The organism is Arenibacter arenosicollis, assembly GCF_014397245.1.
Lineage (GTDB): Bacteria > Bacteroidota > Bacteroidia > Flavobacteriales > Flavobacteriaceae > Arenibacter > Arenibacter arenosicollis.
In genome coordinates this window covers 25,802-38,288 of record NZ_JACLHY010000017.1, presented here as the reverse complement: position 1 = coordinate 38,288, position 12,487 = coordinate 25,802, and the positions used below count along the sequence as shown (strand labels likewise).

The following is a 12,487-nucleotide window of genomic DNA, read 5'->3' as shown; positions in this document are numbered from 1 at the left end:
CTACCCAGAGTGATTATTTCTTAGGTCCTCTCCTTATAAAAATGCGGCATAAAGGTAAATTGAATAGTTCTCCCATCAATTCAAATTTATTTATTAAGTAATCAATCTACAGAAAAACTAATTCTTTTTAATGGTAAAATAAAATGTACTTCCTTGGCCAACGCGAGAATCCACCCAGATTTCCCCTCCCTGATTTTCAATAATTTTTTTTACGATGGCCAATCCTATACCTGTTCCCGAATATTTCTCTTTCCCATGTAGGCGTTGAAAAATAATGAAAATCCTCTCAAAATATTCTGGTTCAATTCCAATCCCGTTATCAACAACAGAGAATTGCCAATAAAGCCCAAATGACTTAACTGAGATTTTAATTTCCAGGGGAGATTCACTTTTACTATACTTAACAGAATTGGATATAAGATTACTGAATAATTGATAAATTCCACTTTTAGAGGCTCTAATTATAGGCAAATTATCAACTAGGAATGAAATGCTTTTTCCTTTAAAATTGGCAATTTCGTTTTCTTTGATTTGTTCAACAACTTGATTGATATCGACGTCTTCAATTATATCTTCAGTATTCCCTATTTTGGACAACTCCAACAAATCTATAATTAACTGCCGCATACGTAGGCTTCCTTCTATTGCAAAATTTAAATATTTCTCACCCTTTTCATCAAAGACGTCCTTATATTGGGATTTCAGCACAGTTAAAAATGTAGAAATGGCTCTTAGGGGTTCCTGTAAGTCATGGGAGGCCACATACGCAAACTGTTCCAATTCCATATTAGATTTCAAAAGCTTTTCATTATAATTCTCCAATTCCTCATTCAACTTCTCTAGTTGGTGTTGTGCCAATTTTTGAAGGGTAATGTTTCTACCTATACCCAATAGTCCCGTAACTTCACCATATTCATTTTTTAATGGAATTTTGGTGGTAGCAATCCATTTGGAAATATCCGATTTTTCAAAATATTCTTCATAATCATAGATACCCTTGCCAGTCTGCAAGACTTTTTGGTCCTGGTCGTACCAAGATCTCCCCAAAGCTTCCCCATATATCTCCAAGTCCGTTTTACCTAAAACTTCATACTCAGTGGAGGCCCCCGAAAATAAGTAGTCCATTTTGTTTCCAATCACTTTCTTAGCATTACTATCTTTAAAGTATATCGTATCGGGTAGGTTGTCAATTAATGTTCTAAGAAGATTCCTCTCGGATTTAACCTTTTCTTTGATTACTTCTCTTTCTGTTACATCGTTAATTTGAATAATAACCACTTCTATTCCATTCAAATTCATTAATCGCCCATTTATTTGGGAATAGAAAATTTCCCCACTTTTCCTAAGGTGAATACAATCCACATTATGAATTTCCTGATACTCCCTAAGGGTATCCAATACACTTTGAAGTTTTGCCTCCTGGTCGGATGGTCGAATAGCTTTTATCCCTAGGTTTAAAAATTCAATTTTTTTATAACCGAAAATAGACAAAGCCATTTCGTTACAGTCTAATATATCAAGAGTGTTAAAATCCCAAATCAACATGGCCCCAGGATTATTCTCAAAAAGAAACTTATATTTTTTTTCAGACTCAAGTAAAGATTTTTTGTTTAGCAAGCTTTCGGTTCCATCCCGTGCTATACAATACATAATCCTACTTTTAAAATCCCATTTGGCAGACCATGTAACAGGTATCAAATGCCCTTTTTTATGTATATATCTATTTTGGAAATCAGTTGTATCAATTCCACTTATGATTTTTAGGCTAATTGCATGTGTAATTTCTTTATCCTCCTCACATACCAAATTGGTATATGGTGTACCTATCAATTCGCTGGGGTGATAGCCCCATTGTTTAAAGGATGCGCTACTGACATCTACAAAAAGTCCATTTTCATCAATTGTACAGATGACATCTAAGGATAGATTTAATATTTTATTGATCTTTGCCAAATTATTATGCAAGGCTGTTTTGGACTTTACGATATCTGTAATATCCTTTGCAATACCGTAAACTCCAACAATTGAACCGTTCACAATGATTGGCATATTAATTATATGAAGAGTTCTGTGGTTTCCTTTGACAGTAAGTAAACCAGTATAATATTTGACAATCTCCCCTTGGCAGGCCTTTAAAAAATTTTTATAAACTCGCTCCCTATCCTCCTCGGTTACAAGCCGAACAAATGTTATCCTTAGAAGATATTCTATGGTGGTTTCGCAAAGTTCGGCTGTGGCTTCGTTTGCTTCTAAAAAATTACCTGCCAGATCAAAGGAGTATACGGCATCCGGATTATTCAGAAAAAGAGACTTGTAACGCTGTTGACTGTCTATTTGTGAAATTTCAAACTCCTTAGGTTTAATAGAATCAAAACAGCTTTCCGTTATATCCTTTACACTAAGAAGGATATGTGTAATTTTATTCTTGTCGTTTAAGATGGGGGTGTTTGACAGCTCCAAAAAACGCCCTTTAAAATATTCGCTATTCCCCGTCGAAATATCCATTCGAACTACATCCATCTTTTGAAGATTTCCACTGGTTTTCACTGCCTCTATGGATTTACGGAGAAGTTCAACTACCTTAAAACTATTCCGAATTGGTACTACAGAAAATACTTCAAAGAGATTTGCTCCGACAACATCGGATTCGTTTTTGCCGGTTATGGCCACAAATGCTTTGTTTGAATGTACAATTGTGTATGATGGATCATCAATCAACAAAACAACTTTTGCGTCCGGAGAAGAGTTAAAAATATTACGGGCTAGATTATTGTCTAAAATTGATTTTTCTTGGCTTATTAACATGCTTAAAAAAGTTCGGTGATTACAATTAAAATTGGGGGTTTAAAATCTCTGAACTGCCTCATAAAACAATCGAAATATTGAATCTAGGAAAGACTAGTTTCTTTGGGAATACTTACAAAGTTAATCCATGATTGTACTCCTCACACAAGAATGGTTCGGTCTATATCCTTAGTTAAAATTGCACAGGATTCTTGATTGTTTATTCGATTAGGCTTGTAATGAAATCTTTAGTTATAGGCTTACTTGTAAAAAGGGGTATACCCTTTTCAATTTTAACTTTGTGAATGTCATAGTGGCTAACTGTACTGGATACCACGCAAATTGTACAATGGTCCTTAATTATACCATCTAATTCATTTATCTTGTCAATAAACTCGAAACCATCCATTCGGGGCATGTAAATATCCAGAAAGATTAAATTTGGTAAATTTTCAGGTTGATCCTTGTTCCCTATTAAATATTCAAGGGCTTCTTCTGCCGAAGTATACTCCAATACTTCTTCGGCCAAATAATTATTGGTAACTAATTTATTTGTGATGTAAATATCAAGTTGATTATCATCGATAATCATTACCCTTTTGTATTTTGCAGTCATAATAGTGATTTTAAATTATTTATTTCAAGGATTATTTATGGATTATAATCTTATATATTTTGCAAAGTCATCCAATCTTCTTTTGGCAACAGGTAATAATTCCCCATTGGAAAATTCGCAGCTATACCCATTTTTTTTATTAATCTTTACGATATGATTTATATTTATTAAATATGAATGGTGAATTCTAAAAAAATTATTTTGATTTAGTATATTCACATGTTCTCCTAAATTCTTCGTGGATAAAATTTTAACATTATTGGATAAAATAAATTCGGTGTATTTTCCATCGGCTTTGCAATAAAGGATATCATCAGTTTTCACAAGTTCTATTTTATCCAACGATGAGATAGCAATGAATTCTTTATTGCTTTGTGATCCATTAATCGAGTCAATTTCCTGTAGTTGAATTTTTTGAAAACTTAATTCCATTTCACACACCTTCAGTACCTTATATACAGAGAGTATAATATCATTAAAATGTAATGGTTTTAGCAGAAACTCCAGCGCATTTAATTTAAAGGCCTGATAAGCACTACTGGTTTCATTGGACATAAAAATGAACTTCGGAGCAACGAAATCTATATTTTTTATAAGCTGAAAAAGCTTTAAATTCTTATCGCAGGCGTGGATAAACACTAGTTCTGGACGGTGTTGCCTAATAAGCTCCATGCCCGCCTCAAAGCCATTCTCTACACCACAGATTGTTATTAACATTGAATTTTCATCGGCAAATTTATTCAATAGTTGCACAGTTTCATTTTCATGTTCTATTATAACAGCTTTTATTGATTTCATAGGAGGTAAAACTTAATGTGTAAATTTCAGTGGCGATTTCGACCTAGACTTATAAAATTATATATATTATCCAAGGGGTTATCCTTGGTTTAAAATTGCGATTTTTAAAGGAGATTATAAAATAGCTAATTTCGCTAATTGCTCCGTTCATAGAGTATTTAGGTTTTGTTAAGTTGGCGTTGTAAAGTATTGATTATTCTTTTGCAACAAATCATCTCCAATCCACTTTCTTCCACATAAAATTCGACAGGTATTAATAGAAAACAAAGTATAACGGCAGATAAAAACCTTGCCTTAAGCCACACAAAGAAAATATCTACCCACGAAATTAGTATATACCATTTGAATAATAATTGCTGTTAAGTATTTGAATATCGATTCAAAGTTAAGCTTTTGATAAAGAAAGGCGATAGCTTCATTTTATAATTTAGCATCCGTTATTATCCGGTTATAAGTGGTCAATTAAAGAGCATAAGTGTTATAAAAACTAACCCAGATCTTTGCGCAAAACGATAAATATGGATAATACTTAAGCTTTATGACTGAATACTATAAGAAAAACTAACTTAAACAGTAAATTCCTTGGCACAATTTGGCCAAGGAACTACATGTTACGGTCAAATTAATTTATGGAAACTTCTTTTCAATAAGTAATGTTACTACGGGGGAAGCAATTCCTAACAAAATTAATCCAGACCGGCAATCGCACTAGTAGGTATTCAGTATATTTTGATAATTTAATTTACTCCAATTCGCCTTTCCTCGTGTTGGCCAGAACTTTTCAACAGTTTTATACTTCACATTAGTATTATATAAGAATTTGAAGTTTAAACTTTTGGACGTCTTAGACGCTACGTTTTTTTCATAATAACTGTCAGCAAAATATGAGGTCAACTTGTTTGTCCTAGTGCTGTAATAGATATCGATCCCTGCTTCGTGACAGTACAATTTACCGGTGAAGTCCTGGCCCCTGTACTCTTCGCCAATGAATCTTATGTTAATATTTCCATTATGCAAAATTTCCTCAAGTTCACTTTCTGTCGAATAGATTAAGACTTCATCAACCAGATGACTATCTAATAATTCGGAATACCGTTCATATAAGGATTGTATTGGTTCATCTTTCTCTGGTCTTTCAACGGAAGAATCGGTATGAAGTCCTACTACTAAATAGTCACAATGCGACTTAGCTTCTTTAAGCATATCAATATAACCTGAATACAAGAGATCAAAGGTTCCGAAAGTAATACCTGTTATCATAGTCTATAATATCAAAGGATTAAATAGTTTATTGATCCATATAACTAATATTTTTTAGGGAATGAGGGTTAACAAACCAAATATAGCCCACCACCTCAATGTCCATGGATTAGTCAAAAGTATATTAATATTGTAGTATTAAATAATGTATAGGGTACCACTTCCTAAGTGTTTTTTTTACTGGATAACTGTTGTTAAATTGGACATAAGTGTTTCACTTATTTTACGGCCAAATGGGGAATAAAAAAAACTGATTTAGAAGTTATGGGTAATAGTTGTATGAAACAATGTGGAATTATGAGCTTTGAGAACAAAAATGCCCAATTGAACAATCATGATATGATTTTGGTTTTAGCTTGTTTAAGCAGCATCCAATACTATGAATGTCTGTAGATTGTTTACTAAAGAGCTAGGGCCAGTCTTTATCTTTAATTTGAAATATATTTGATTAAAAACTCCAATTTTATAGTTTTACTTATCCATAAGAAGCGTAAAATCCAGTATTGATATAAATTCTATATAAAAAAATTATTCCAACTAACACAAATGTCCTAGATGGACTACAGCCATTACCCATAGGTTTTATTTCGGCAATTTAGAAAGCTGAAACCAAAATTCCTGAATTTTCAATATAGCTTTAATGAAATCATTCATATCAATTGGTTTGGATACATAACTGTTGGTATGATTCTCGAAGGCCAAATTTATATCTTTATTATTAGAAGAGGTAGTTAGAATGATTACCGGTATTTTTTTTAATGATTTATCCCCCTTAATCTGTTTTAAAACAAAATGTCCATCATATTTAGGGATATTAATATCCAGTAAAATTAGGTCCGGTCTCCGGGCTTCCAAAAATGATTCTCTTTGAAATAAAAAATCAAGGGCTTCTGCCCCGTTTTTCACTACACTAATATCCACTACAATTTTGCTTTCTTCAAAAGCTTCTTTGGTGAGTAAAATGTCTCCTTCATTATCCTCTACCAAAAGAATGTGTACTCGCTCCATAATTCTATTTGTATATAGTTAGATTAAAATGACAGGCTATCCCATTTTATTATCAATTCTCAAAATATGCCTTAAAAAAATTAGTTAAATAATATCCCCTATAATTATTATCGATAATGTTTTTACGTGGAAACTATACATATAAAGCATAACTACTGACATTTTCTTCATAAATTGTGGTAATTTACGATTATAAGTAGATTTATTTCATTCTGAAGGATAATTTTACAAGCGCATGAGGGAATCAAGGGTACTGTAAACTAATTGATAATCTTATGCTATTAGTATTTTTTTAAGAGTGAAATAAAAAGTACTTCCTTCATTTAGAATCGAATCCATCCAAATTTTTCCGCCCCAAGTGTCCACATTTTTCTTTGCAATGGATAGCCCAATTCCAGTACCTTCATAGTCTTCACGATTATGCAAGCGTTGAAAGGCAATGAATATTTTCTCATAGAATTGAGGCTCTACCCCTATTCCATTATCACTAATAGTGAACAGCCAGTGATCTGGTTTTTCGGTTACAGTAATTTCGATTATAGGAGGAACATCCTTTTTCGAATATTTGATGGCATTATCCAGTATACAGTGTAAAGTTTGAGTCAATGGGGTCTTGTTGGCCAGAACATTAGGTAAATTATTTGTTTTAACTATAGCAGATTTTTCCGAGATAATCCTTTTCCTTAATATGGTATATTCATCAATAAGGTCGTTTAGATTTAAAGTTTCCAGAGAGTTCTCCAATTTACCTGCACTATAGAACTTTAAAAGATCTAAGATTATCTGCTTCATCCTTTTGGCCCCGTCTGTCGCGAAAAAAATATACTGTTGTGCTTTTTGGTCCAGTTGATCGCCATATTTTCTTTCCAGTTGATTTAGGAAACTTGTAATCATTCTAAGGGGTTCTTGCAGGTCATGGGAAGCTATAAATGCAAATTGTTCCAATTGTTCATTGGTAGATTCTAGTTCGCGGGTATAATTATTAAGTACTTTGTTCAATTTTATTAGTTGGTACTCATTCTGCTTACGATTGGTAATATCAGTCTTGGCTCCAACCAATCGAATTGCTTTTCCTTTATTATTTCTTATAATGACACCCCTGTCGATTATATGTAGAGACTTCTTGTCCTTATTTATTATTCTGTATTCAAGTTCCCAACGGTCACAATGAGGATCGGCTATGGCATCCAATAGGCTATTCTTTACTTTGGATACGTCCTCCAAATGGATAAAGTCTTTCCATATACTTTCCTTATTGATTAATTTTAGTGTATCCTCTCCAAAAAGGCGTTCAATAGCCTTAGAATAGTAAAATGTTTCGTTCACTATATCCCAATCCCAAATGGCGTCATTAGTAGCTTCTGTTACTTTTTGGAATCGTTCGTTCGCTAAAAGGATACTTTGTTCAGCATTTTTACGCTCTGTAATATCAAGTATAATTGCTAGGAATCTTTTATTGTTGCCTTCCCCATCTAACTGTAGATGAACTTCTACAGGATAAAGGCTTCCGTCTTTGCGTTTGTGTTTTGTTAAAAATACAATTTTTTGCTTTTCTTTTTCTACTAAGGGGGTAATGAGCTGTTTAAAAGAACTAACCGTAAAGTCTGGTTTTAAATCAAGTGGTGTTAATGTATTAATTTCTTGTTTTGAATAGCCTAGGTTAAGTAGCGCTCCTTTATTGACATAACTAAATTGGAGTGTTTCTGAATCGAATATATAAATCTCGTTTAGACTGTTTTCCAAGGTTGATAGTAGGTTATTTCTTTCCTGTTCAGCCTCTTTTTGAGAGGTAATATCCTGAATACTACCATAGATTAGTCGGCATTTACCGTCATACATTTCTGAATCAGCTACTACTCTAACCCATTTCTCATTATTCTTCAAGGTAATTATGACGGCTTCATAATCAACAGGTTCTCCATTTTCCTTTAAATCCTCTAATTTCGACTTGACCATGTCTCGAAAATCCGTTCTATAAATAGAGATAAAGCTCTCAAAATCCGGAGCAATTTGTAAGGGATCGGCTGCTAAAATTGTATGTGCCATACTAGATAGACGAACTTTATTTTTAGCAATATCAACTTCCCAGCTACCTACTTTTGCTAACCAGGAGACCTGCTCCAAAAGCTCTTTATTCTTGGCCTCCTCTGTGGTATCCAATATAACGGAATTAAATACTATAGATCCATCCGCCATAAAACTCGGTGATCCATAGCCCATATGTGTTTTTATCTCACCATTGGGCATGACATATTTCCATTGTGCCGTCCACCTAGATTTGGTTGTAACCGAATCGGATATACTTTTCTGTACATTCTCAAAATCACCACCCCAAAGTATTCGATCCCAAACTAACTGGTTATCTTGAATAACCTCATCAGCAGCAAAACCCCAAATTTCTGAAGAACCCTTGGTTACAGAAAGCAAACTGTCTGTACCATCAGCGTAGATGTGGTATTGAAACACTACGCCCGGCAGATTATCGCCAAGCGATTGTAGTCGTAATTCAGCTTCTTTTAGCTCCTGTATATCTTGAAAACTTCCAAAGATACGGGTGCAAGTACCATCAATAAACTCAGTATTCCCCATAACCCGTACCCAAAGTTCCTTTTTATTGACAGTAACTAATACTGCTTCAAAATCAAAAGACGCCCCGGTGGATATACATTTTTCTATAATTAAGTTAACTGATTCTCTAAAATCTTCTCTGTAAAAATTGATGGCAGTTGCCAAATTAGGCACAAAGGAGTTGGGATCTGTTTCATGCATTTGATGTACTTCATCTGTCCAATAGAGTGTTTGAACGACCATGTCTATTTCCCAGCTTCCAATCTTGGCAAGCTCCCTCGTGTGACGATTCAACTCTCTCAAATACTTTTCTTCGGTAATATTTTTGGCTGTACAATAGATAAGCCCTTCATTGATGTTGGAGTTGCAGAACCAACTAAGCCAAATTATAGCACCAGTCTTACTGATGAAACGAACTTCAAAACTGAACGTAGTTTCTGCTATTTCTAAACGACTGAGTTGCTTCAGTGCCATTTCTATGTCCGCAGGATGAATAAACTTTTCAAAAGTTTGATGAAGTATCTCGTTTTCGTTATAGCCCAACAGCTTACATCCTGCATTATTGATTTTTAAAAATCTTCTCCGAAAATCTACTACACCGATAATATCTGGAATGGCATCGAATAAATGACTTAAGTCAATCTCCAACATTTTCCTTTTGAGCTCAGAACCTATAAATCCTTCTAATCTCCGAAATATTCGTGAGTATTTGTTTAGGTAGCTGCCATCCTGTTTTATCCCAATTACTAAAACACCCAATATTTCATTATTAGAAACTAATGGGATGCCCAACACAGATTTTAATCCTATTTTTTTTGCCGCATCCCTTCTTACAAAATCTTTAGATTTTTCAATCTCATTGCATTGAATTTGTACACCTTTAGACCATACTTTTCCTATCAAGTCCACGGATTTTTGAAATGCCTGAACCTCTGAACTCAATAAATAAAACTCTTCGTCTACTGGATCTGCCACATAATGGTTGATCAGCTGAATCTGGCTTTTATCCAAATTGGAAGTCCATAATTCTACCAAATCAAATCTTCCAAAATTGCCAATTGCCTTGCACAATTCATTTGATGACTTTAAATAGTCGTTTTCAATGCTGAAATTTGAACTGATTTGGCTTATTAGCTCGCTTTCTCGGTCTTTGTTTTTTTGCTCGGTTACGTCTCTCTCTATGGCTATCCAGTGGGTGTACCTACCAGTTTGATTAGCAACGGGCATTACGGTGAAGTTTATCCAGAATTCATCTCCATTTTTTTTGTAGTTGATAGTGGTTATTTCATAAGGTTCCCAATTTCTAAGTGCGCGACTAAGTTTTGCTAAATCCTCTGTATTGGAATTAGGTCCCTGTAGAATTCTAGGGGTTTTACCGATAACTTCGTCCGCCTCGTAACCCGTCATTTTGGTAAAAGCTTCATTAACATAGATTATTTTGGGCCCTGGTTCATCTTGTGGTTCTGCTTCTGTAATTAAAATGGCATCTTTTGTATGGGTTATAACACTTTCAAGAAGTTTTAATCGGTGTTCCTCCAGTTTTCTTTCCGTAATATCCCTAAAATTATCTACAATACCGTTTATGTAAGGGTCATTTAACATGTTGGTCATGGTAGCTTCCAACCATCGCCAGCTACCATTCTTATGCTTTATTCTGGCGGTATAACCCGGAATTGTAGTATTCGGTTTATGTATGGCTTCTTGGAATTTATTAGCTACATCATTTAAATCCTCTGGATGTACCAAATCAAAAAGATTAAAATTAACCGCCTCCTTTTCATTGTAGCCTAGGATATTTTTAATGGAAGGAGAAACATAGCTTGCCTTGCCATCTAATCCGATAATTGCAATCGCATCGAAACCATTTTCGACCAAGGCCCTGAACCTTTTTTCATTCAGGATTAATTCATTTTCCGTATTTTTTTGTTTGGTGATATCTTGAACCGTGCCTTCGAACGCTATTGGATTTCCCTCTTCGTCTCTCTCCAGTTTACCTAGCTCGTGAACCCATCGAACACTTCCATCGGGCAACAGTATCCTATGAATAAAATCGTGTTCTTGCTCGCCCTTAAAGGATGCCGTCTGTTCTTTTTGAAAAAGATCTTTATCCTTTGGATGAATCGTTTCAAAAAAATTTTTATAATTAAGTTCGAAGTTAGCTCTGTTTAACCCCCATATTTTATAGACTTCATCAGACCAGTATAAGGTTTGCGAATCCATCTCCAATTTCCAATAGCCCAAAAGGGCAATGGACGCAGCATTTTTTAATTTCCGTTCGGATTCCTCTAGTTCGAGTAACCGATTTTCTTTTTCGGTAACATCCTGACAAACCACAAGGACACAACTACGGTCATTTAAATTCAACTTATGACCACTAATATCCATACGGATTAGTTCTCCATTTTTCTTGTGATGTGTAAATATGCCAAAGTGCACTCTTCCGATTTTTGTTTCCCATTTGGAAAGGGCATTGAACAAAGTGGGAATTTCACTATTCGGTCTTAGTTGTTTAATGGTCATTGTCAAAAACTCCTCACGACTGTAGCCATATATTTCCATTGCGGCGAGATTTATGTCAACGATCTGCAATGATTCTGAGTCGTATACTAACTTTGCCAATGGACTATACTGGAAGAGGATGCTGTAATCATTGGTTTCTATCATATACAAGAATCGTTCAAATTGTTAAATTCAATGGACTTCAGGAGTATTCTACAGTCTTTCTAATCAAAAATAAACTAATAGTATAAAGTATAAGAAGTCATGGATAATTTTAATGCTTTCTTTCGATTGAGCAATTATTAATAATGTAAAAGTACTAGCCCTTAAAATCTAAGTATTAATAATTTCCAGATTCTTCAAATAAAATCACAGTGAAGTCATTTAAATGTTTAGTAAATGATTTCAAATCAAGTTGGTATAATTTCAAAATAATTGGTCAACTCCATAAAAGGTTAAGTGGCTGCTTTTTATTCTCTATTATCTATGAGTAAATGCGATTTATGCTTCGGACAGCTTTAGTGAGAATTCTATCCAAAATTTAATGCATTTACTAAGGGTATCCTGAAAATCATCAAAATTATCCTGCTTTGTTAAAAAACATGAAGCCTCATTTTTGTATGCCAACATCACATCCTTCATGGAACTAGAAGTTGAAAATATGACCACGGGAATATTCTCTAGCGTATTATTACTTTTTATGAATTCCAAAACTTCAAATCCATTTACCTTAGGGAGGTTGATGTCTAAAAATATAAGGTTTGGAATTTTCGATGTATTTAACAAGAATTCCATAGCTGCTTTCCCATCCTTTTTAATAAAAATGTTAGTTATTCCCATCATCTGAATTACTTCTCTCATCAAGAAAATATCACCTTCATTATCCTCAACCAATAGTAGGTTCATATTATCCATAGATGGGCGTAATTTATTTTAATAATGGTAATTTTAGTT

At 34.0% G+C, this 12,487-nt stretch carries 7 protein-coding genes; all 7 read right to left on the bottom strand.

Features of this window, described 5'->3' with window-relative positions; genetic code table 11:
- Window positions 1-117 precede the first annotated feature (117 nt).
- Window positions 118-2,805: a PAS domain-containing sensor histidine kinase gene (locus H4O18_RS15360; protein ID WP_187586136.1), complete on the bottom strand. Its 2,688-nt coding sequence runs from the start codon at window positions 2,803-2,805 to the stop codon at window positions 118-120.
- A 199-nt stretch (window positions 2,806-3,004) separates the two neighbouring features.
- Window positions 3,005-3,400, bottom strand: coding sequence for a response regulator (locus H4O18_RS15355; protein WP_187586134.1), 396 nt, complete (start codon window positions 3,398-3,400; stop codon window positions 3,005-3,007).
- A 42-nt stretch (window positions 3,401-3,442) separates the two neighbouring features.
- Window positions 3,443-4,198: a LytR/AlgR family response regulator transcription factor gene (locus H4O18_RS15350; RefSeq protein WP_187586132.1), complete on the bottom strand. Its 756-nt coding sequence runs from the start codon at window positions 4,196-4,198 to the stop codon at window positions 3,443-3,445.
- 708 nt (window positions 4,199-4,906) lie between these two features.
- Window positions 4,907-5,458, bottom strand: a complete 552-nt coding sequence (locus tag H4O18_RS15345; protein WP_187586129.1) for an adenylyltransferase/cytidyltransferase family protein — start codon at window positions 5,456-5,458, stop codon at window positions 4,907-4,909.
- Window positions 5,459-6,040: 582 nt separating this feature from the next.
- Window positions 6,041-6,466 carry a response regulator gene (locus tag H4O18_RS15340; RefSeq protein ID WP_187586127.1) on the bottom strand — a complete coding sequence of 142 codons (426 nt, stop codon included), beginning with the start codon at window positions 6,464-6,466 and terminating at the stop codon, window positions 6,041-6,043.
- A 273-nt stretch (window positions 6,467-6,739) separates the two neighbouring features.
- The gene (locus tag H4O18_RS15335) at window positions 6,740-11,698 is read right to left on the bottom strand and encodes a PAS domain S-box protein (RefSeq protein WP_187586125.1); all 4,959 of its coding nucleotides are present in this window, start codon (window positions 11,696-11,698) and stop codon (window positions 6,740-6,742) included.
- A 336-nt stretch (window positions 11,699-12,034) separates the two neighbouring features.
- Entirely contained in the window at window positions 12,035-12,448 is a 414-nt protein-coding gene (locus tag H4O18_RS15330) for a response regulator (RefSeq protein WP_187586123.1), read from the bottom strand.
- Window positions 12,449-12,487: the final 39 nt, after the last annotated feature.